Annotated in this window: 21 protein-coding genes; 8 read left to right on the forward strand and 13 right to left on the reverse strand. The window is 49.3% G+C overall.

What is annotated here, in order from left to right:
- The first annotated feature begins 296 nt into the window (after positions 1 to 296).
- A complete protein-coding gene (gene gnd, locus IC21_RS15495) occupies positions 297 to 1,709 on the forward strand; it encodes an NADP-dependent phosphogluconate dehydrogenase (protein ID WP_029142581.1) in 1,413 nt (470 codons plus the stop codon).
- 35 nt (positions 1,710 to 1,744) lie between these two features.
- Here the strand turns inward: gnd and IC21_RS15500 are convergent, their stop codons facing one another.
- On the reverse strand, positions 1,745 to 2,062 hold the full coding sequence (locus IC21_RS15500; RefSeq protein ID WP_029142582.1) for a MaoC/PaaZ C-terminal domain-containing protein: 318 nt from the start codon (positions 2,060 to 2,062) through the stop codon (positions 1,745 to 1,747).
- Positions 2,063 to 2,093: 31 nt separating this feature from the next.
- A complete protein-coding gene (locus IC21_RS15505; protein ID WP_234969574.1) occupies positions 2,094 to 2,855 on the reverse strand; it encodes an SDR family NAD(P)-dependent oxidoreductase in 762 nt (253 codons plus the stop codon).
- Between the two features lie 165 nt (positions 2,856 to 3,020).
- On the opposite strand from IC21_RS15505, the gene IC21_RS15510 reads away from it, so the two are divergent.
- Together IC21_RS15510 and IC21_RS15515 are read left to right on the forward strand one after the other, a co-directional pair.
- Entirely contained in the window at positions 3,021 to 3,395 is a 375-nt protein-coding gene (locus IC21_RS15510; RefSeq protein WP_306802670.1) for an FAD-binding oxidoreductase, read from the forward strand.
- A gap of 102 nt (positions 3,396 to 3,497) precedes the next feature.
- Positions 3,498 to 3,908, forward strand: a complete 411-nt coding sequence (locus IC21_RS15515; protein WP_029142584.1) for a collagen-like triple helix repeat-containing protein — start codon at positions 3,498 to 3,500, stop codon at positions 3,906 to 3,908.
- An 83-nt stretch (positions 3,909 to 3,991) separates the two neighbouring features.
- On the opposite strand, the gene mnmH is transcribed toward IC21_RS15515, so the two are convergent.
- Together mnmH and selD are read right to left on the reverse strand one after the other, a co-directional pair.
- Positions 3,992 to 5,038 carry a tRNA 2-selenouridine(34) synthase MnmH gene (mnmH, locus tag IC21_RS15520; protein ID WP_029142585.1) on the reverse strand — a complete coding sequence of 349 codons (1,047 nt, stop codon included), beginning with the start codon at positions 5,036 to 5,038 and terminating at the stop codon, positions 3,992 to 3,994.
- A 34-nt stretch (positions 5,039 to 5,072) separates the two neighbouring features.
- A complete protein-coding gene (gene selD, locus IC21_RS15525) occupies positions 5,073 to 6,122 on the reverse strand; it encodes a selenide, water dikinase SelD (RefSeq protein ID WP_029142586.1) in 1,050 nt (349 codons plus the stop codon).
- A gap of 202 nt (positions 6,123 to 6,324) precedes the next feature.
- Here selD and IC21_RS15530 point away from each other — a divergent pair, with 202 nt between their 5' ends.
- Both IC21_RS15530 and IC21_RS15535 read left to right on the forward strand, forming a co-directional pair.
- Positions 6,325 to 7,044, forward strand: coding sequence for a metallophosphoesterase family protein (locus tag IC21_RS15530; RefSeq protein ID WP_029142587.1), 720 nt, complete (start codon positions 6,325 to 6,327; stop codon positions 7,042 to 7,044).
- Positions 7,045 to 7,239: 195 nt separating this feature from the next.
- Positions 7,240 to 8,304 (forward strand): permease, encoded by a 1,065-nt coding sequence (locus tag IC21_RS15535; RefSeq protein ID WP_017550431.1) that lies wholly within the window; start codon positions 7,240 to 7,242, stop codon positions 8,302 to 8,304.
- 63 nt (positions 8,305 to 8,367) lie between these two features.
- Here IC21_RS15535 and IC21_RS15540 read toward each other — a convergent pair whose 3' ends face one another.
- Positions 8,368 to 9,615 carry a glutamate-5-semialdehyde dehydrogenase gene (locus IC21_RS15540; RefSeq protein ID WP_029142588.1) on the reverse strand — a complete coding sequence of 416 codons (1,248 nt, stop codon included), beginning with the start codon at positions 9,613 to 9,615 and terminating at the stop codon, positions 8,368 to 8,370.
- Complete coding sequence (gene proB / locus IC21_RS15545) at positions 9,616 to 10,710, reverse strand: glutamate 5-kinase (protein WP_029142589.1); 1,095 nt, start codon at positions 10,708 to 10,710, stop codon at positions 9,616 to 9,618.
- A 577-nt stretch (positions 10,711 to 11,287) separates the two neighbouring features.
- On the opposite strand from proB, the gene IC21_RS15555 reads away from it, so the two are divergent.
- The gene (locus IC21_RS15555; protein WP_017550435.1) at positions 11,288 to 11,737 is read left to right on the forward strand and encodes a helical membrane plugin domain-containing protein; all 450 of its coding nucleotides are present in this window, start codon (positions 11,288 to 11,290) and stop codon (positions 11,735 to 11,737) included.
- Between the two features lie 34 nt (positions 11,738 to 11,771).
- Positions 11,772 to 12,953, forward strand: a complete 1,182-nt coding sequence (locus IC21_RS15560) for an NAD(P)/FAD-dependent oxidoreductase (RefSeq protein WP_029142590.1) — start codon at positions 11,772 to 11,774, stop codon at positions 12,951 to 12,953.
- A gap of 156 nt (positions 12,954 to 13,109) precedes the next feature.
- Here IC21_RS15560 and IC21_RS15565 read toward each other — a convergent pair whose 3' ends face one another.
- From IC21_RS15565 to IC21_RS15575, 3 genes are all read right to left on the reverse strand, one after another.
- Entirely contained in the window at positions 13,110 to 14,297 is a 1,188-nt protein-coding gene (locus IC21_RS15565; RefSeq protein ID WP_029142591.1) for a DHH family phosphoesterase, read from the reverse strand.
- 52 nt (positions 14,298 to 14,349) lie between these two features.
- Positions 14,350 to 15,036, reverse strand: coding sequence for a ribose-5-phosphate isomerase RpiA (gene rpiA / locus IC21_RS15570; RefSeq protein WP_029142592.1), 687 nt, complete (start codon positions 15,034 to 15,036; stop codon positions 14,350 to 14,352).
- A gap of 261 nt (positions 15,037 to 15,297) precedes the next feature.
- Positions 15,298 to 15,993, reverse strand: a complete 696-nt coding sequence (locus IC21_RS15575) for a C39 family peptidase (RefSeq protein ID WP_029142593.1) — start codon at positions 15,991 to 15,993, stop codon at positions 15,298 to 15,300.
- A 361-nt stretch (positions 15,994 to 16,354) separates the two neighbouring features.
- Here IC21_RS15575 and IC21_RS15580 point away from each other — a divergent pair, with 361 nt between their 5' ends.
- Entirely contained in the window at positions 16,355 to 16,675 is a 321-nt protein-coding gene (locus tag IC21_RS15580; RefSeq protein ID WP_019721358.1) for a MerR family transcriptional regulator, read from the forward strand.
- A 44-nt stretch (positions 16,676 to 16,719) separates the two neighbouring features.
- On the opposite strand, the gene def is transcribed toward IC21_RS15580, so the two are convergent.
- The 4 genes from def to IC21_RS15600 form a co-directional block, all read right to left on the reverse strand.
- Positions 16,720 to 17,301, reverse strand: a complete 582-nt coding sequence (gene def / locus IC21_RS15585) for a peptide deformylase (RefSeq protein WP_029142594.1) — start codon at positions 17,299 to 17,301, stop codon at positions 16,720 to 16,722.
- A gap of 218 nt (positions 17,302 to 17,519) precedes the next feature.
- Complete coding sequence (locus IC21_RS15590; protein WP_013859419.1) at positions 17,520 to 17,699, reverse strand: FeoB-associated Cys-rich membrane protein; 180 nt, start codon at positions 17,697 to 17,699, stop codon at positions 17,520 to 17,522.
- A 17-nt stretch (positions 17,700 to 17,716) separates the two neighbouring features.
- Positions 17,717 to 19,711 carry a ferrous iron transport protein B gene (gene feoB, locus IC21_RS15595; protein WP_029142595.1) on the reverse strand — a complete coding sequence of 665 codons (1,995 nt, stop codon included), beginning with the start codon at positions 19,709 to 19,711 and terminating at the stop codon, positions 17,717 to 17,719.
- The gene (locus IC21_RS15600) at positions 19,711 to 19,938 is read right to left on the reverse strand and encodes a FeoA family protein (protein WP_026104754.1); all 228 of its coding nucleotides are present in this window, start codon (positions 19,936 to 19,938) and stop codon (positions 19,711 to 19,713) included. Before IC21_RS15600 ends, feoB begins: the two co-directional genes overlap by 1 nt.
- Positions 19,939 to 20,141 lie beyond the last annotated feature (203 nt).

A 20,141-nucleotide genomic window follows, 5' to 3' on the forward strand; every position in this document is an offset into this window, starting at 1 on the left:
ATTCGCCCACAAGCGTACATTTAAATGATAGAGCGTCTTCCCATTTTTTTCCACTCATCTGCCCTTCGAGTAAAATTTTACACATACCAGGCGCGCTTTCCGGGGCGTGAGCGGCTCATCTAAATCGTGTACACGCACACTTCTTTGCGGAAAATATAAATATTTTCCGGCCGGGCTGTCTTTTTCTTTATAATAACAGGGGATATTTGGTACAATAATGTAAGACTTCCATTTTGCTTGCAGCCATTGCTCGCAAAGGAAAGATTTTACAATCTAATCATGTCGAGGTGTCTACATTGGAAAAACAGCAAATCGGCGTCATCGGTTTGGCCGTCATGGGGAAAAACCTTGCGTGGAACATTGAAAGCAAAGGTTACACCGTTTCGGTTTTCAACCGTTCCCGTTCAAAAACCGATCAAATGTTAAAAGAATCAGAAGGAAAAAATATTTTCGGATATTTTACAATGGAAGAATTCGTCAATTCGCTTGAAAAACCGCGGAAAATCCTGCTGATGGTAAAAGCGGGCGAAGCAACCGACGCCACGATCGAGCAGTTAAAACCGTTTCTCGACAAAGGCGATATCCTGATTGACGGCGGCAACACCTTCTTTAAAGATACACAGCGCCGCAATAAGGAATTAAGCGCACTCGGCATCCATTTTATCGGCACCGGCGTCTCGGGCGGCGAAGAAGGCGCGCTGAAAGGCCCTTCGATCATGCCTGGCGGGCAAAAAGAAGCATACGACCTTGTTGCACCGATTTTGAAGGACATTGCTGCTAAAGTAAACGGTGAACCGTGCACAACCTATATCGGTCCGGATGGTGCCGGTCATTATGTGAAAATGGTTCATAACGGCATTGAATACGGCGATATGGAGCTCATCTCAGAGTCCTACAATCTGCTCAAAAATATCCTCGGCCTTGGCGCGAATGAACTGCATGAAGTTTTTGCCGACTGGAACAAAGGCGAGCTCGACAGCTATTTAATCGAAATTACCGCTGATATTTTTACAAAAAAAGACCCAGAAACCGGCAAACCGCTTGTCGACGTCATTTTGGACACGGCCGGCCAAAAAGGGACAGGCAAATGGACGAGCCAGAGCGCGCTTGACCTCGGCGTTCCGCTGCCATTGATTACGGAGTCCGTATTCGCCCGCTTTATCTCGGCCATGAAAGAAGAACGGAAAGCGGCAAGCAAATTGCTGAAAGGGCCTGAAAAACCCGCTTTTTCAGGGGACAAAAAAGCGTTCATTGAAGCGGTCAGAAAAGCGTTGTACATGAGCAAGATCTGTTCTTACGCCCAGGGATTTGCGCAAATGCGGGCCGCTTCGGAAGAATATAACTGGGATTTGAATTACGGCGAAATCGCGATGATTTTCCGCGGGGGCTGCATCATCCGGGCGCAATTTTTGCAAAAAATCAAAGATGCGTACGACCGCGACCGCAATCTGAAAAACCTGCTCCTTGACCCGTATTTCAAGGAAATCGTTGAAAGCTACCAGGATGCGCTGCGCGAGGTCATCGCGACAGCTGTCCGCTTCGGCGTGCCTGCGCCGGCTTTGTCCGCAGCGCTTGCCTACTATGATTCATACCGTTCGGAAGTGCTGCCTGCCAATCTCTTACAGGCCCAGCGCGACTACTTCGGTGCCCACACGTACCAGCGTGTTGACAAAGAAGGCATCTTCCATACGGAATGGCTTGAATTATAATTCAGGGGAATCCTGCCGCACCTGGCGGGATTTTTTTATTCCCCGTACAATCTCCATACAATTTCGCCCTTGATTACTTTTGCCCCGTCCTGATTGGCCGCCACTGCTTCATACGTTTGCTGGGCGCCTTGTGCTTCTTTCATCGTTGCCGACAGTGTCAAGCGGTCGCCTGGAAAAACCATGCCCGCAAAACGCACGCTGAATTTTTCGATGAACCCTTCGCCAACATACGGTGTGAACAGCTTTCCAAGATTTCCCATTGTCCACATCCCATGGGCGATCATGCCGGGCAGACCGGCTTTTTCTGCTGCTTCATCGATCGTATGGATCGATCGGGTTTGACCGTTTTCCAATCAGTTCTTCAAACATCCGCCCGCCCCTCCTTTATGCTTTCGGCCCGCCGGCAACATAGAGCACCTGGCCGTTTACGAATGATGATTCTTCCATCGCAAAAAAAAGGACCGCGTTTGCAATATCTTCCGGCTTTCCTGTCCGGCCGGCAGGAATCATCGATTGGTTAAATGCTATAAAGTCGTCGAATTTAACGCCGAGCCGCTCAGCCGTCGCTTTTGTCATGTCGGTTTCAATAAAGCCGGGCGCAACCGCATTGGCGGTAATGCCAAACTTTCCGAGTTCAATGGCCAGCGTTTTTGTAAAGCCCTGAAGGCCCGCTTTTGCCGCCGCATAGTTTGCCTGGCCGCGGTTGCCGAGCGCGGATGTGGAAGAGGTATTAATGATTCTTCCGTATTTGGTTTCGACCATGCTTTGCTGGACGGCCCTTGAAAAGAGGAACGCTCCTTTCAAATGGACATTCATGACGGTATCCCAGTCTTCGTCCGTCATTTTAAACAGCAGATTATCGCGGATCACGCCAGCATTGTTGACAAGAATATCAATCTTTCCATACCTGCCAAGCACAGCTGAAACCGCCGCTTCCACCTGCGTGCGGTTTGCCACATCCACCGGCTGCCCGAATACATCGTAACCGGTTTCTTTGAAAGCCCTTACAGTTTCTTCTAATGCCTTTTCATGAATGTCAACGAGACAGACCTTTGCCCCTTCTTTGGCAAAGGCGGCTGCAACCGCTTTGCCGATCCCTCTGCTTGCACCCGTAACAATCGCAACCCTGTTTTCAAACCTTTTCAAAACCGCTCCCCCTCTTATTTTTCTATATTTTTCCGCCTGTTTTAAAAATATACACAGTATACAGTTTAAAGCAAACGCTTACTTTTGTAAATATTTGTGCATTTCTTCCAAGCACCTGCCTTTTTTCCGCTGCCGAAAGTTTTGCCCCCTTTTTGACCAATGGTTTTGCCAACACTTTATTTTTCATATATTATAAAAAGTAGAAATATTCATTTCCTCCCCGAAGCCATTGAAGATACGCGCAAAACGTTTGACAGAATGGGCATGGACGGGGCAATTGTCGGCGACGGCAACTATCATGTCATTTTAATGATCGATATGGCAAATGAAAATGAAATCCGGCAGGCCCGGTCTTTAAATGAACATATTGTGTCATTTGCGCTTTCAAAGGGCGGCACCTGCACGGGCGAACACGGCGTCGGGATTGGAAAGGCAAAATATCAGCGTGAAGAACACGGACCCGCTTATAGCACAATGAAAAAAATCAAGGACCTGTTTGACCCAAACCATATTTTAAACCCCGGTAAAATCTTTATATAAGGCTTCTGCCCGCATTTTTTTCACCTTTTGGGGCAAATGTCTATAACCATGCGCCCTGATCTACATACTCTAATGTTGAACACCGAAAAGGAGTGGGTTGAGATGGAACAAACATATGGAAATTATCCGCAATCTCAGGGGTTAGGGCATTTTGGAAGCTTTACAGGGGGAAGCCAGCCTTATTATGATGATGATATGGATATGATGCATTACGGTTCAATGGGGCAAATGGGCCAGATGGGAGCATCAGGCGGTTTGGCAAGGCAATATCCGACGGCTGGGCAAATGTATCCGGGGCAGCATCCCGCAACTTCGATGTATCCGGGCATGTACGGCATGCCGGGGTACGGCCAGCACATGGGGATGCCGATGGGGCCGGGTTACCCAGGCACCAGTTACGGATATGGACAAATGCCGGGTTATCCCGGGTATGCGGGAACGGGAATGGGCATGGCCCCGGGAATGATGCACGGCTATTATCCGGGCATGGCAGGCAGGGATTGTCATTGCTGACCGGGGCATGCCCGCAGGCCAAAACCAAAAGGCTATCCAAATAAATCCGCCGCGATACATGTAAACGGCCGGCCTGCCATTGCTCAGTGCAACGGAAGGCCGGCTGTTTTTAACATTTCTTTTAATTGGCCGAGCGCTTCATCGGTATGTCCGGCGCGGATCGTTTTCACCCTTTCTGTCTCCTCTATTCCGAGCGAATGGTCATATCTTGGATCATAATAATATTCGAGCAGCCATTTTACGGCCTCATGGTACCGTTCCGTCTGTAAATCTTTCTCGATTTCTTTTGCAACTGGCGTGTGAATCCGTTCTTTGATGCTTTGAAAGGCACGGATGCATGCTTCTTTGTTCTCCCACGGCCGGTAATCATCCAAAATATTGCGGACCCGTTCTTCCACCGGCAGTTCAATCATAATCTTCATGCCGCGCGCTTTGTTCTCCATCAAAAATTCCGGCACCACGATTTTTCCGATTCTTTTGCTTTCCGCTTCCATCAGCACATACGGCGCATTTTTCAATTGTAAAATGCGCTCTGCCAGCAAAGCATCGAACGTTTTCTGGTTATGGGCGCTAAGGCCGATATCCCCGAAAATACTGCCGCGGTGATTGGCCATGCCTTCCAGGTCAATCACCGGATAGCCTTCCGAAGCAAGCGCCCGGAGCATATACGTTTTGCCGGTGCCTGTATAGCCGCCCAGCACATACGTAACCGGATGAAAGTCTATATTTTCAAGCAGTCCCGTCACCCATTTCCGGTAGGCGCGGTAGCCCCCCTGGAGCCGGTAGGCATGAATATCCATCAGATCCAAAACGGTTGCTGCCGTTTTGCTCCGCATACCGCCGCGCCAGCAAAATACCGCCTTTTCCCCTTCTATTTCACGGAAAGCCTCGATAAAACCGGGCAACTTTTTCGAAAAAATTTCAAGCCCGCGTTCTTTCGCAGCGCGGTTGCCGGCTTGGGCATAAATTGTCCCCACTTCCGCCCGTTCTTCATCATTAAATAAAGGAATATTCACGCTCCCCGGGATGCTCGCGTTCCGGTATTCGGAAGGGGAACGGACATCCACCCATGTGAGCTGCTTTTTCTCCATCCGTTTTCTTGCTTCTTCAATGGTAATGTCTTGAAACAAATATTTCCCGCCTTTCTAATGGTTCCTGATGGGACTATTGCACTTTGATACGGCCGGGATGTTCCGGGATAACCTCGCCGATCAGGCTGGCTTCCACCCCTGATTTTACAAGTTCTTCAAGCAGCTGTTCCGCTTCATCGCCGGCAACGGAAAGCAAAAGGCCGCCTGATGTGACCGCATCACTTAAAATCCATTTATCTATTTGGTCCATACCTTCAGGGAAGTCGACGACATTTTCAATATGGGCAAAATTATTTTTTGTGCCGCCCGGAACAGCGCCCGCTTCCGCCAGTTCACGCACGCGCGGCAGCACCGGCACTTTGTCTTTGTAAATACGGAGCCCTGCCTTGCTTCCCTGCGCCATTTCGGATGCATGGCCCAAAAGCCCGAACCCGGTCACATCGGTCGAAGCATGGATGGTGTAATCCCGGGAAATTTCAGCCGCTTTCTTATTTAAGGTAGCCATGACATTGGTCACGCGTGTGATTTCTTCTTCTGTTAACAAATCCCGTTTAATGGAAGTGGTCAAAATCCCGACCCCGATCGGTTTCGTCAAAATTAGCTTGTCCCCCGGCTTTGCCCCTGCATTTGTGCGGATATTTGCCGGGTGGATCGTGCCGGTCACCGCCATCCCGAATTTGGGTTCCTGGTCATCAATCGAATGCCCGCCGGCTAAAGTTACCCCCGCTTCTTTGCACTTGTCACCGGCGCCTTTTAATATATCGGCAAGAATGGCTTTGTCGAGGGTATGGATCGGAAAAGCAACAATATTCAGCGCAGTCAGCGGCGTGCCGCCCATTGCATAAATATCGCTGACCGCGTTTGCCGCCGCCACCTGGCCGAATGCATAAGGGTCATCGACAATCGGTGTAAAGAAGTCGACTGTCTGCACGATCGCCAAATCATCTGTCAGCTTGTAAACGCCGGCATCATCGTTCGTATCAAGCCCGACCAGCAAATTTGGATCCTGGACTCTCGGTGGCAGCGTCCGCATCACCTGCTGCAAATCCGCCGGGCCGATTTTGCATCCGCATCCGCCCTTTGTCGTCAGTGAAGTCAATTTTATTTTTTCTGATTGTGCCATATTGCATCAACCTGACCTTTCTTAAAGCATGTCTGATCCTTGTACCATTATAGACCACTTCGCGGCAAATTGCATTTTCTCCCGCTCCGCCCGCCTGCAGAGGGCGCTGAAAACGGGCCTCAGTGGTGAAACCAGGCAGGCCGGGATAAACCCGCAACCCGTTATGGTATAATAAAGGAAACCAATTTTTGAGGTGATCGCATTGAAACTGGCATTTATATCCGATATCCACGGCAATGCGCATGCGCTTGAAGCCGTGCTGGAAGATATTGAACAAAAGCGGGCCGATAAAATTTTTGTCCTCGGCGATCTTTGCTTTCGCGGCCCGGAACCGCAGCGGGCATATGAGATGGTGACGGCTTTAAAAACGGAAGTGATTAAAGGGAATGCCGATGAATGGGTGTACAGGGGCGTCGGCATGAACGAAGTGCCGGAAAAGGCTTATGAAATGATGAACCGGGAGCGGGACTGGACGGTTTCCCGGATGGAACAAAATGCAGTGGAGTCGCTGCACCAGCTTCCCGAAAAGGTAAAATATGAATACGGCGGCATTAAAATTCACGGATTTCACGCCACCCCGTACAGTTTGTTTGAAAATGTGTCACCGGATAGCGAAAACAGCAAGTTGAAAGAGAAGTTGATGCAGGAAGACGCGGATATTTATTTATATGCGCACATCCACCTGCCGTTTATCCGCACGTTTGATGGCAAAACGTTTGTCAATCTCGGCAGTGTCGGCCTGCCGTTTGACGGGATCGCCAAAGCCTCTTATGCGATGGTGGAAATTGGCGATCACGATTACCAGGTTTCCAATGTCCGCGTTTCCTACGATGTGCAAAAGACGATCAGGCTATTTGAAGCTTCTGATTACCCGAACAAAGACAAGCTGATCGACATTTTAACCCGGGCAAAAAATGATTGACCCTGCCCCCGGTTTTAACCGGGGGTTTTTTCCCGGCAGAAATTTTTCACGGGCGAACCGGAAAAAGCGCAGCAGCCCCATGCCAAATAAGAGACAGGCCATTGGCTTGCACCCACCATTTATTTTTTTAGCTTATTATGTTATCATTAAAAATTGGTATAATTCTACTGTAATAGAAATGGAGATGTTGTTGCTGTGGCTGTTGTAAATCATACAGCAAAACCTGAACAGCAATCCGGGAAAAAGGCGGCTTGGCTTGCCGTTTTGTTTCTCGTTATTGCCGGATTAGGCCTTTTTTATGTAAAATGGTGGCCGTACTATGAGAAATCTTTGCTTGCCGCCCATACGCACTCCATCGGTACATCGATTCTCGGGGATCCGGGCAAATCGGCATCATTTTCATGGGATGGCACTTTCCAATATGTGACCGCGTATTTTCAGGCTGTTTGGAAAGCGGCCGTGCTCGGCATTTTGCTTGGTTCGCTCGTGCAGGTGCTCCTGCCTTCTGCGTGGCTACTTAAAGTGCTCGGCAAAACGTCATTCGGAAGTACGGTTATTGCCGGTGCGAGCGCCATTCCCGGCATGATGTGCACATGCTGTGCTGCGCCGATTGCAGTCGGGCTGCGCAAAAAACAAGCGTCCACACCTGCGGCACTCGCCTTTTGGATTGGCAACCCGATGTTGAATCCGGCAACGCTGATTTTCATGGCTTTTGTCTTGTCATGGAAATTTACCCTTCTCCGCATCGTGGCGGGGCTTATCATGACGTTCGGGGTCAGCTGGCTGGCGGGCCGGCTCGTGAAAAATGAACAACCGGTGGACATCCGCCAGTTCGGGCCGGATGCCGGAGAAAACAACGGGTCCTTTTTCCTGAGATGGGGAAAGGCCGCCGGAAATATGATCCTGTATCTTGTTCCGGCTTATTTGCTCTCGGTTGTTGTGTTAAGCGCGGCCCGTTTCTGGCTGTTTCCGGCATTCGGCCAGCATGCCGGAAACAGCATCACGGCGGTGATCCTGCTTGCATTTGCCGGCATGCTGTTTGTCATCCCGACAGCGGCTGAAATTCCGATTGTCCAGACGATGATGGCTTTCGGGCTCGGGACAGGCCCGGCCAGCGCACTGCTTGTGACGCTTCCGGCCGTCAGCCTTCCTTCCTTGATCATGGTTGGCCGGTCGTTTTCAAAACAAATCCTTCTGTTTGTTGCCGCCTCCTGTGTTGTGGTCGGCATTGCGGCAGGGTTATGTGGAATGTTTTTTTAACCAAACGATTGCCCGGAGCATTTGAACAAAACGGCGCGGCCATTTGGCCGCGCCGTTTTGTATTCATTCCCTGATTTGCCCGCTCCCGTAAATCCAATATTTTGTGGAGGTTAAGGCATCCAGCCCCATCGGACCGCGGGCATGCAGTTTCTGAGTGCTGATGCCGATTTCCGCCCCGTATCCAAACTCAAAACCGTCTGTAAAACGGGTGGACGCATTATGGTACACACAGGCGGCATCCACCATGGACATGAAATGTTCCGCCCGGGCCCCGTCTTCTGTTACAATCGCCTCTGAATGTTTTGTGCCGTAACGGTTGATGTGCCGGATCGCTTCATCTGTATCTTCGACCGTTTTGACGCTGATTTTAAGCGCGAGGTATTCGCAATACCAATCCTCTTCCGCCGCCTTTTTTGCAGCCGGAAAAATTTTCTGCACCGGCTCATCCCCGTAAATCTCCACCCCTTTTTCCGCCAGTGCGCTAAGCAGCTTTTCGCCGTGTCGGGCGAGCCACTGCGCATGGATTAAAAGCGTTTCGATGGCATTGCAGACGGATGGGCGCTGCGTTTTTGCATTGACTGCAATCCGGACGGCCATTTCCGGCTGTGCTGTTTCGTCTATATATAAATGGCAATTGCCTGCCCCGGTTTCAATCACCGGCACGGAAGCTTCGCGGACAACGGTATCAATCAGCTTTTTCCCTCCTCTCGGGATCAGCACATCGAGATAATCGCGCAGGTGGAACATTTCTGTTGCCGCCTCCCTGCCTGTATCTTCGATGAGCTGAACGGCATCTTCAGGAAAGCCTGTCTCCGCCAATGCGCGGTGAATGGAAGAGACGAGCGCCTGATTTGAGCAGATGGAAGACGAGCTGCCCCTTAAAATGACTGCATTGCCCGTTTTGATCGCAAGCGTGGCAGCATCGGCCGTAACATTCGGGCGCGCTTCGTAAATCATGCCGATGACACCGACCGGCACTTTCTTTTTGAGGATCAGCAACCCGTTTTCTTTCTTGATTTCTTCGACTGTTTCCCCGACCGGATCTTTTAACTTCACAAGCAGCCGGACCGCTTCTGACATATCATGGATCCGCTTCTCGTTAAGCATCATCCTGTCAAGTATATTTTCCGGAAGGCCCGCCCGGCTCCCGCTCCTGAGGTCTTTTTTGTTTTCGGAAATGATCGTTTCCCGGTCCTCAAGCAAAACACGGGCAACCGCCAAAAGCGCTTTGTTTTTTTCTTCCGTTGTCTTTTTGGCAAGCGCCATGCTGATATTCTTCGCTTTTTTTCCTTTTTCTGCGGCTTCAGACATTTAACCCAGCCCCTTTCTGTTTAAAGGCACCCAGTGATCGCGGTGGATGACTTCTTCTGCTGCCCGCCCGCCAGGCTTCATGAGCACGTGCAACAACTCATCCGCACCGTAAAGCACTTCCCCTTTTCCAAGCAGCCCTTTTGCGCCGTAGACGTCCACGACATCGCCTTTTTGGAATGTTCCGGAAATTTTTTGAATGCCTGCCGGAAGCAGGCTGCTCCCTTTTTGCAGCAAAGCCTGTTCCGCGCCGCGGTCAATGTATATTTTTCCGGCACTTTCCGAAAACAGCGCGATCCATTGTTTCCGGCTCTTTACAGCCGGGCGGGCGGCTCCGATATACGTGCCGTCCCCTTTTCCTTCGAGTATCTTGACGAGTTTACCGCGTCCTTTTCCCGTACCGATAAACACCCGGACGCCGAGGGATACCGCTGTATTTGCGGCTTTCAACTTTGACAGCATGCCGCCGGTTCCCGCTTTCGAACCGGCGCCTCCAGCCATTTTCATCATCTCGGGCGTGATGTTATCGATAAAATCAATGCGCCGTGCACAACGGTCGTATTTTGGATTTGTACTGTACAGCCCGTTTACATCCGTTAAAATAATGAGGTACCCGGCGTGGACAAGCCCGCTGACGAGCGCAGACAGCATGTCATTGTCGCCGAAAGTGAGTTCTGAGACCGATACGGAATCATTTTCATTGATAACCGGGATGACGCCGCGGCGCAAAAGCTCTGTTATCGTTGAATAAGCGTTATGGTACCGGTCTTTTGTGGAAAAGTCTTTCCGGGTTAACAAAATTTGCGCCGGTATTAAGCCGTAACCACCAAGCGCTTCCCTGTACCGCTGGATGAGCACACTCTGGCCGATGGCAGCAGCAGCCTGCTTCCCTTTTAACGTGACGGGCCGCGCCGGGTAACCGAGCAGCCGGAACCCGCACGCGACAGCGCCGGATGAAACGACGACCACCTCATGCCCGGCTCTGCGCAATGCCGCAAGGGCGCCGATATGGTCGGCAAACTTCTGTTCATCAATTTCCCCCGCGTCATTTGTTAAAGAACTGCTTCCGATTTTTACTACGACTCTGTTTTTCTCCATGGCATTTCTCTCCTTCTAAAAGGGTAAACAAAAAGGCCTTCCCGTCCCTGTAAAAAGGACGAAAAGGCCTTGCTTTTCGCGGTACCACCTTTTTTGGGCGACACACTTGCGCCCCGCTCTTTTTTGATAACGCAAAGCTTTGCGCCCGGTTTTCCGGGACCCGGAAGGCAGGTTTGGCAGGCCGCCTGCTGCAGCACCTTTCAGCCTGTGGGCGCCGCTCTCTTGCGCAGGGGTGATCCGCCTACTATTCCTTCGTTCGCGTTCAGTATTTTTAATTATCTTACAACAGCAATGGAAGAAATGCAAGCAAAATATTTTGCTATGCATAACCCGGGAAGCCGGGACAAAAAATAAGCTTGCATGCGGATTTTCCCCGAAATTGGAAAGAAAATTACTTCCTATACAGTGAAAATTTGATATACTAATCATATATGAGGTTTCATCACCTTTCTTTGTGAATCTTAGTATGCGTAATTATGGGAGGAAATTCACAAACAGAAAGGGGGGATCAGGGAACCTGTATATTTTTTGTATCTACATATGTGTGGGAATTCCATCAGAAAAGGAGAAATAGGAGATGGCAGAAACTTCAGCTCAAAAAGGCAATCCTGAAGAAAAACCAGAAGTAACCCCGGAAACGGCAGTCGCACAGAAAGATTTGCTGGATCAATTATTGAATCCGGAAATCCAGCAATCTTTGACGGTGTTGGTTGAAAGCCTGCCGAAAATGGCCGAACTGGTCACAATTTTAAACAAAACCTATGATTTTGCGCAATCCATAATGACAGATAAAGTGCTGATCAATGATTTTAAAGGCGGATTTCAAGGTTTTCTGGATCCCGTTGCCGAGAAAGCAAAAGGGCTTGCCCAAACCGCGATTGAAGCAAAGGACCGTGCCGAGACGTCCACAGACACGATCGGATTGTTCGGCCTGTTAAGATTGCTGAAAGATCCGCAAGCCCAGAAGCTGTTCCGTTTTCTGCAGTCTTATCTTGCAGTCGCGGAAGAACGCAGCAAACAGCAGTAAGGTGAATGAGAACTAATGAAAACGGGGGATCCATATGAGTAAAAAAATTGTCATTTTAGGGGCCGGTTACGGCGGCCTGTTATCTGCGTTATCAGCGCGTGAATATTTGTCAAAAGACGATGCAGCGATCACAGTCGTAAACCGTGTGCCGGACCATCAAATTATTACGGAACTGCACCGTCTGGCGGCGGGCGACGTTTCTGAAAAACGGGTGTCGCTTCCGCTCAGAAAACTGTTTAAAGGCAAAGATGTCGACGTTCAGGTGGATGAAGTCACAAAAATCTCGCCTGATTCGAAAGAAGTATCACTTGGAAGCGGCTTTAAGCTGAATTACGATGTGCTCGTTGTGGCGCTCGGCAGCGAAACAGCTTTCTTCGGTATTCCGGGCCTTGAAGAAAACAGCTTTCTGTTAAAATCAGTGGACGATGCGAAACGCATTCATGCCCATATCGAGTCCTGCCTTGAGCAGTATGCCAAAACGAAAAACAAAGCGGATGCCACATTTGTTGTCGGCGGCGGCGGCCTGACCGGGATTGAACTGGTTGGCGAGCTGGCGGACAAGGTTCCGGGGTGGTCGAAAAAATTTGCGATCGACCCTTCCGAAATCTCGCTTATTTGTGTCGAAGCGGCGCCTTCCATTTTGCCGAACTTCGCGCCAAATCTGATTGAACGGGCAACGAAGAGCTTGGAAGCGCGCGGCGTGCAATTTTTCACAGGCATCCCTGTTACGAAATTCCAGGACAATGTCGTGGAATTAAAAGACGGCCAGAAAATCGAAACGAAGACGCTTATCTGGACGGGCGGCGTGCAAGGAAACCGTGTCGTTGCAAATTCCGGGATTGAAGTAAACCGCGGGCGTGCAACGGTAAACGCCTATTTGCAATCCACTTCCCACCCGGATGTGTTTGTTGCAGGCGACAGCGCGGTTGTCTTCCCATCAGAAGGCGCACGCCCTTATCCGCCAACAGCACAAATGTCATGGCAAATGGGCGAATTGATCGGCTATAATCTTTATGCTTATTTAAAAGGCGGGAAAATGCAAACATTCCAGCCGGTCAACTCCGGTACGCTTGCAAGCCTCGGCAGAAAAGATGCCATTGCGTTTATCGGGGAAAACCAAACGCAATTAAAAGGCTTCCCGGCTTCCGCCATGAAGGAAGCAAGCAATATCCGTTACCTGGCCCATATCAACGGGTTGTTCTCACTTGTATATTAAGGAAAAAGGCGCATCCAAACGCGGATGTGCCTTTTTTAAGCCCCTTTCTTCCCCGGCAAACTTGCTAAGTGAAGGACGCGCTTCATCCTGCGTGCAAATTTGCATGCAACCGGCGCTCCCAGCACGAAAAAAAAGCCCGGCATCACCCGGGCAGCTTTACAAACCGCTTTCGCTTCTTTTTTTCTTTTTGTCCATATATTCCAAATACGCATCATCGTGGGCAAGCCACGCCTGGAACTGGCGCTTTACAAATTTTTCCGCTTCTTCAAAGGCGGAAAAAGAAGGAGACTGCTTTAAGCCTCTTGCTTCGATCTCCCAGCCTTTTTGGGCGTCTTTATAAATAAAGATAGGTTCCCCGCTGCGGTTTTGGTATAAACATCCCGCTTCCTGCCCTTTGATATTGGACTGGTTATGGGGAAAATCGCGTTTAAGCGGTTCCGTTTTAAACGTTTCGATGACAAACTGCCGGAACGCCTCTTCCGTCAGCACAGCCCCCGATGCTTTTTTATGCCCGCCCCCGTCGTATTTTTTGGCAATTTCCGATACGTCAATATGGTCATGAATCGTCCTGAAACTGATCCGTTTCTTTCCGACCATGCAAATGGCGATATAATCGAGATGCGGGTATTCTTTTGCAATGGCATTCCCCAATTCGGAATGGTGCGAATCGGCATGGATAACTCCTGCATAATAACCGTCAATCACGGCCTGGTAGACTTCCCGCTTCTTTCCATTGATATACCTTTCGATTTTTTTCTCTTCCAGATCGAGGATCTTTTCTTCCAGATCATCAAATGAAAAAGTTTCACTGCCGCTAAGTTTATGTAGCAAAATCTCTTCAAACTCTTCGATCGGATACAGGTAAAAAAGATCATTTAATTTTTTGGCCTGCATATTCCCGTTGCGTTCCCATTCCCATGTATCCATTTGCCGGACAAGTTCGACAAACGCGTCAATGGCGCCGGTCGGGCTGATTTTTCCTTCCGCTTGCAGATACCGGTAAAACAAAGAAGTAGCGCTTGCCTGTTTGCCGTCTTCCTCCACCCGGACAGAAGCCCATTCATGCTCATTTAAGTGAAGCGCGCTTTTATGGTGGTCAATCAGTTTCACTTTTCCGCCCTGTGCGGCATAGGCATCGAGGAGCTCCGCATTTTTTTCATTGACCGATAAATCGGTAATCCACAGCATGTCTTCTTTATGTTCTTTTTTTAAAAAAGCTTCCACCTGGGGATTTAAACCGGATATGGAATTATACTGGATTTCAATGTCTTTGCCGAATGCAAGCCTGGCAAGAATCCCGCAGCCAAGCCCGTCCAGGTCATTATGCGTTAATAAACGATACATCAATCTTCCTCCGAAATTCAATTTTCTGTATGGTCTCCCATACGGATGTTTTTCACAAAGTAACGTTCTTTGCCTCCGCCCGGTTCCGGGTATATACCTTGCCTCCTTTCCCGATGACAACAAGATCGCAAATGCCGAGAAAAAGCCCGTGCTCTACAACGCCTGTTATGCTGTCCAGCCAGGCTCCAAACGCACCGATATCAGGCGTTTGGAGACGGATATCCACGATATAGTGGCCGCCGTCTGTTACATACGGCCGGCCTTCTTTCATCCGGAGGACAGGGTTTAATCCTTCCCGCTCAAACGTTTTCACCAAATGCTTGTATCCGAACGGGACCACTTCCACCGGCAGCGGAAAAGCGCCAAGTTTTTGAACCATTTTCCGGGAATCCACCACCCAGATATTTCTTTTTGACGCCTTTGCCACCAGCTTTTCAAACAACAACGCCCCGCCGCCGCCTTTAATGCCGTCTAAGGAAGGGTCCACCTCGTCGGCACCGTCAATGGTCACATCCATTTGCGCCGTGTCGTTCAAGTCTGCTATTGGAATGCCGCATTCGCGCGCAAGTTTTGCCGTCGCATGCGAGGTGGGCACCCCGGTGATGTGCAGGCCGCTTTGCACCCGTTCCCCTAATTTTTTTATCGTGTAATAAACGGTTGAGCCGGTCCCAAGCCCGACAATCATTTCATCTTCTATGAGTTCTGCCGCTTTCTCCCCGGCCATCTTTTTCCCGTCCATACTCTGCACCTGCCTTTACTTTGATTTTATTACAGTCTTAAAGAATTATAAAGGAAAGCGCAGACAGCCATGGAATTAAAATAAAGAAAATCGCCTTTCCTTCCAATGTTTGAACGCAACACGCACGTACAAAGGCCATTTTTGGATAATATAACCGGAAATGCCAGGCCCTATACAAACATGCATTCACGGGCGGCATGCTGCAGCGCTTTACAGGGCAATCCAACAATTCTTGAAACTCGTTTTCCGCCGGGTTTTTGTTCACCGGATCACAATAGCCTGGCTGCCCATCTGCTTCCACGCTTTCTCAAATACTTTACGGTTAAGCGGCTTATTTTTTGTTCCATACGGGTCATTCACATAAATATGGCCAGTATCGTACCCCGTGATGACAACGCTGTGTTCGCTGTATGTGATGTTTATTTTGCCCTGGGGCGTGTCCCATGTTTTGAAATCAGAAACCGGCTGAAACCGGGCTGTAGTAACCACCCAGACAGCATGCCCTTCCCCGACATTTTCTAGGATTTTTGAAAAAGGCTGTCCCGTTAAATCCGCCGCTCTTGTGCCGGCATATTTTTTGGCCAGTTCAAAAACAGGGCCGTGGTATACGCCATACCCGGGACCGTCCTCCATGTTCCCGACAAAACCCGCATTCGGATTGCCGTGCTGCCCGTTTTTATAGGTAAACGGCACATATTTGATTTCTTCCGCCAGTTGATTTTTGGTCACATGAAAGCCGTTATCGGCAAGCAGCATCGCGAGGCTTGTCACTTCGCAGCCGTTGTAAAGGCGGGGCGCATCCATTTGCCTGATAAGCGGCACATCGAGCAGTTTTTTGGCAGCAGCGTTGTTTTGCGCGGATTTTTTTGCCAATTCTTTATGGGTCAGATACTCATTTAAGGCGAGCAACATAACAATCAATACGATTGCTGCAAAAATGAGCCGGGATGATTTCATCTGTGCTACTCCCCTTTCGGTTACAGTGGCAGCATTCACCGCCTTCCGTTCTTTCCTGTATGCACTTACCCCGGCCGGCCGGGGTAAGTGCACGGGCAAATGCCGGTCCCGCTTTAAAGCCGGCCGCGGGCAGCCGCCATTCCTGCAGAGAAACCAGTCTTGAATTATTATATGGTTAAATTGGAAAGAACTCAACTCCGCTTTGGGACAACCCAATGGACATCAAAGGACTGCTGTTATGTAATCTCACGTGCCGGCGAAAAATGCGCAAATACTTGTCAGGATTTCTTACAGAAAGATGGTCTTAACGGCTTTTTTGGTATATATTAATAAAAACACCTTACAAAGGGAGGATACACAGGTGGCAGCGAATGAATCATACTTGGAAAAGAAAGTCATCTCGATCGGAACGGTATGTGAACTAACCGGCTTAAGTGAAAGAAGAATCCGCTACTATGAAGAAAGAAAATTGATTTTCCCGGAACGGACAAACAGAGGCATCCGGAAATATTCGTTTACCGATGTCGAACGCCTGATGGACATCGCCAACAAACGCGAAGAAGGCATCCAGACTGCGGAAATCCGCAAAGAATATATTAAAGAGAAAAAATACAATGAACGTACGATGCGCGAACAAGTCATTCGCGGCCAGCTGAATGCTTATTTCCGCACAAGAGAATAATGCATCAAACGGCAGCCGTGCAGGCTGCCGTTTGCGCAAGCTGTTTATTCATACAAGCTCCGGATATCCGTGTTTGCAGGAAGCACGAACGGATTGTCCTTGTTAATATGGTCATAGAACATAATCCCGTTCAAGTGGTCCATCTCATGCTGAAACACAATCGCGGGATAGCCCTTTAATTTAATGAGCACTTCATTCCCGTCCAAATCGTATGCCCTGACTTTAATCCGTTCATAACGCGGCACAAAACCGTCCACTTTCCGGTCAACCGACAGGCAGCCTTCCCCTTGCGGAAGGTAGATCATCGATACCGAATGGCTGACCAGTTTTGGATTAAAAACCGTGTACGCCTTTTCCCCGTCTTCATCCGCAATATAAACGGCAAACATTCTTTTATTGAGGCCGATCTGATTTGCGGACAATCCGACGCCTGCACGCAAATTGTATTTGCTGGCAATCTCCGGATCCTGGCTGTTTTTTAAAAACTGGAGCATGCAGCGCAGTTCTGCTTTGTCTTCCTCAGTTGGCGGCATGTTCACCTCATCCAGCACTTTTCTTAAAATCGGGTCGCCTTCCCTGACGATATCATCCATTGTAATCATATAATCATCATTAAATTTGCTCATCGCTTGAACCCTCATCTGCCTTTTTCCTGAAATTCTTTTTACCCGGCACGGGACGGCCCCGGAGCCGGCTGCCATTATACCTGTTTGGACATTGTTAATCTTACCATACCGGAGCAAAAAAATCTAAACAGACGGAACGCCGGGCCAGATTTCCGCCAAAACGAAACCCCTGCCTATATATAAACCGGGCACACCTTTTAAAGAGCGGCCCGGTATTTTCAGCTTTTTGCCGCCTTGGCCCGGGATGGGGCATCCGGCGCACAACAGCTGGCTGTATTGCAGTGGTCTTTCAGTGCACAGGAAGCGCACTGCCCTTCCCTGCTTTTTTTGACAAAACGGATGAGCGTAAACGCCGCATAAGCAAAAATCACAACACCAATCAAAATACTGAATAACATCGGAACATTCCCCCGTTTTAAAAAGCGATGAACCGCCCAATATTGTAAATCAGAAAAGCAATCAAATAAGCAATCACAAGCGCATAAACGATCGAAAAAAGCGTCACTTTCCCCGAGCCGGTTTCTTTATGGATAATGGCCACGGTCGAAAGGCATGGAATGTATAAAAGAATGAATACCATAAAACTATAGGCCGAAAGCGGCGTAAAGGCATGGGAAATAACGCCTGCAAGGGATGCGCCGTCCGGAACAAAATAGAGGACGTTCATCGTTGAAACGACCACTTCCTTTGCCATAAAACCGGTCAGAAGTGCAGCCGCCGCCTGCCATGTTCCAAAACCGAGCGGCTTGAAGACGGGCGCAATCCATCCGCACAGGATCGCCATAAAACTTTTATCGACAGGCACATTGAATCCGCCCGGTCCCGCATTCGAAAGGAGCCAAATTGCAACCGTGCCGCCGAAAATCAAGGTCCCTGCTTTCCGGACGAAACCTTTCCCTTTATCCCATGTGCTTCTGTACAAGCTCCGCACATTCGGCACGCGGTACGGCGGCAGTTCAATGACAAAAACAGAGCCTTCCGTTTTCACCACCATCGAAAATACTTTCGCAAGCAAAAGCGCAACGACAATGCCGAGCACATACAGCGACAGGACAATAAGTGCCTGATGGTGGCGGAAAAAAGCCGCGACAAACAAACTGTAGACCGAAAGCCGGGCAGAACAGGACATGAGCGGGGTCAACAGCGTCGTTAACAGCCGCTCTTTCGGCTGTTCAATCGTTCTTGCCGCCATGACGCCGGGCACATTGCAGCCGAAACCGATAATCAGCGGAATAAACGCTTTTCCGTTCAGGCCGACTGATTCCATGACCCTGTCCATGACCATGGATACCCGCGCCATATACCCGGAATCTTCAATCACCGAGATAAAGAAAAACAAAACAAAAATTTGCGGCACAAAAACGAGAACGCCGCCAACCCCTGCCACAATCCCGTTTAACACCAGATCACGGATAAACGGCGTTGCCCCCGCTTCTTTCAGCCCCGCTTCAATCCAGGCTGTCAGCGGGCCTGAAAAAAACTTGTCAAGCCAATCCGACAAAGGGGTGCCGAGCCAGTTGAATGTAATGCAAAATACCAAATACATCATCACGAGAAAGATCGGCACGCCAAGGTATTTATTCGTGACGACCGCATCTATTTTCTCCGTCAGCGTTTTCTTTTCTGCCGCCGTTTTTTCAACAGCGGTTTCAATCAGCCGGTCAATAAATTGCTGCCGCTTTTTAAACATCTCCTGTTTAATGGAGGTATGCGGGTTAGCGGCACGGAGCCTGCGCTCCACGCCCGCGCAAAAATCTTCGAGTTCCGCCCTTACATTGGCAAACGCCGGAATTTGGCGGATCACTTCATTTCCTTCCAAAAACTGGAGCGCTAGCCAGCGTTTGTCCAATGACCGGAAATCCGGCAGCCGGTCCATAAGATAGGCCGCCGCATGCTCCAAATCATCGCCGTAATCAATACGGAAATCCGGTGCAACCGCCTTTTCCTGCATCTGTTCCGATATGGCCCTGCATCCTTTTCCTGTCCTTGCAATAATCGGCACGACCGGAATGCCCAGGCCTTCTGCAAGCGAATGGTCGTTCACTTTCATGCCGCGCGATTTTGCAACATCTATCATATTCAGCCCGATCAGAACCGGCTTTCCGTACTCCATCAATTGGATGGTCAAATGCAGGTTCCGTGCGAGCTGGGAAGCATCCACGATATTCAAAACAGATGTGAAGTCTTCCTCAATTAAGAATCTCGATGCCACCGCTTCATCTTTGGAAAGCGGGTTCAAAGCATAAATACCGGGCAAATCAATCAGCATCCCGGCATTTTCCTTCAGCTGGCCCACCTTTTTTTCAACGGTGACACCTGTCCAGTTTCCAACATATTCATAAGATCCGGTAAGCTCATTAAAGAGTGATGTTTTTCCTGTATTGGGGTTTCCAAATAAAGCGACCTGCATTATAAACACTCCACGTGGATCCGCATCGCTTCTTTTTTGCGGATGCCGATGCACTGCCCGCTGACTTCAAGCATGCAAGGCCCGCCGAAAGGCAATCCGCATTTATAACAAACTTCCCGGCCTTCAAGCACACCCAAATCAAGAAGGCGCCTTTGAATACTTTGATCAATGCTTGATAAATCTGTAATAATGCCTTTGCTTCCGGGTTTCAGTTCGGTCAAGACCATGGTATGCCCCTCCCAGACAGATCGAGAAATAGAGTCTGTTCATTGATAATGATTATCATTCTATATTCCTATCATACCGCATTTATTCGCGGGCGTCTACCTCTTTTTCAGGGAAGTATGTGTCAAGTTTTTCTCGACAAGGTTTAAATATCGGGTATTCCAAGACACTCTTTTTGTACACTTTCGGCTACCGTGCTTCACTT

This window comes from Heyndrickxia coagulans DSM 1 = ATCC 7050, from assembly GCF_000290615.1.
Lineage (GTDB): Bacteria > Bacillota > Bacilli > Bacillales > Bacillaceae_C > Weizmannia > Weizmannia coagulans.

What these genes read in the sequence shown, in the direction of transcription:
- IC21_RS15515 (WP_029142584.1), top strand. Translation starts at nt 3,498, where the DNA reads ATGGAACAAACATATGGAAATTATCCGCAATCTCAGGGGTTAGGGCAT.
- selD (WP_029142586.1), bottom strand. Translation starts at nt 6,122, where the DNA reads ATGGCACAATCAGAAAAAATAAAATTGACTTCACTGACGACAAAGGGC.
- IC21_RS15540 (WP_029142588.1), bottom strand. Translation starts at nt 9,615, where the DNA reads ATGTCTGAAGCCGCAGAAAAAGGAAAAAAAGCGAAGAATATCAGCATG.
- proB (WP_029142589.1), bottom strand. Translation starts at nt 10,710, where the DNA reads ATGGAGAAAAACAGAGTCGTAGTAAAAATCGGAAGCAGTTCTTTAACA.
- IC21_RS15555 (WP_017550435.1), top strand. Translation starts at nt 11,288, where the DNA reads ATGGCAGAAACTTCAGCTCAAAAAGGCAATCCTGAAGAAAAACCAGAA.
- IC21_RS15560 (WP_029142590.1), top strand. Translation starts at nt 11,772, where the DNA reads ATGAGTAAAAAAATTGTCATTTTAGGGGCCGGTTACGGCGGCCTGTTA.
- IC21_RS15565 (WP_029142591.1), bottom strand. Translation starts at nt 14,297, where the DNA reads ATGTATCGTTTATTAACGCATAATGACCTGGACGGGCTTGGCTGCGGG.
- rpiA (WP_029142592.1), bottom strand. Translation starts at nt 15,036, where the DNA reads ATGGACGGGAAAAAGATGGCCGGGGAGAAAGCGGCAGAACTCATAGAA.
- IC21_RS15575 (WP_029142593.1), bottom strand. Translation starts at nt 15,993, where the DNA reads ATGAAATCATCCCGGCTCATTTTTGCAGCAATCGTATTGATTGTTATG.
- def (WP_029142594.1), bottom strand. Translation starts at nt 17,301, where the DNA reads ATGAGCAAATTTAATGATGATTATATGATTACAATGGATGATATCGTC.
- IC21_RS15590 (WP_013859419.1), bottom strand. Translation starts at nt 17,699, where the DNA reads ATGTTATTCAGTATTTTGATTGGTGTTGTGATTTTTGCTTATGCGGCG.
- feoB (WP_029142595.1), bottom strand. Translation starts at nt 19,711, where the DNA reads ATGCAGGTCGCTTTATTTGGAAACCCCAATACAGGAAAAACATCACTC.
- IC21_RS15600 (WP_026104754.1), bottom strand. Translation starts at nt 19,938, where the DNA reads ATGGTCTTGACCGAACTGAAACCCGGAAGCAAAGGCATTATTACAGAT.